Annotated in this window: 1 pseudogene; it reads right to left on the bottom strand. The window is 77.3% G+C overall.

The window, feature by feature from the left end:
* A pseudogene (locus ACFFNX_RS51915) lies at window positions 1–655 on the bottom strand (S9 family peptidase); the annotation flags it as partial.

Genomic DNA, 655 nt, shown 5'->3' with positions numbered 1-655 from the left:
GCGTCGCGTGCACGTCCAGCGGCGGCCGTTCCACCTTCGACGCGATCGGGACGGTCCGCCCCGCCCGTCGTACCTCGGCCCGCCCGCCCGGCCGGTCTCCGGCCCGTGTGACGTGCACGAGCGTTCCGTCCCGTAGCGTGCCCGCGTGCACGCCCGCCTCCACGCTCAGCCGCCGGACGCCCGCCCCGGCGCGATGGGTCCACAGGTGGGTCTCGGCCGGGTCCTCGGAGGCGGTGAACAGGACCTCGTCACCGTCCACGCCGAGCACGGCGCGCAGCTGGAGTCCCGGGGGCGTGACGGCGACTCCCCCGACGGTCAGCCGCCGGGTGTCCCGCAGGTCGGCGTGGGCGACGATCGCGCCGGACCCGGTGCGCGCCGGCAGGCCGGGAACGGAGTCCACCCAGCAGGCGTCGCGCTGTTCGGCGAGGAGCGTCGTCCCGCCGTCGGCCGGGTCGATCCCGAGGAACCGGACGGTGCGCTGGTCGCGCGACCGCACGACGGCGTACGGGCCGTGGGCGTCCCATCCGGCGCCCGGCAGGTGCTCGAAGGCCGCCCGATCCCAGCGCGCCTCGGTCCGTGAACCGTCGAGGCCCGCGATCCACAGCGTGACCTCGGGGCCGGGCATACCGGCCGCCGCGTAGCGTACGGCGCGGGG

The sequence above is a fragment of the Actinoallomurus acaciae genome, assembly GCF_042429965.1.
In the GTDB taxonomy this organism is placed as follows: Bacteria; Actinomycetota; Actinomycetes; order Streptosporangiales; family Streptosporangiaceae; genus Actinoallomurus; species Actinoallomurus acaciae.
This window is presented reverse-complemented; position numbering and strand designations above follow the sequence as displayed.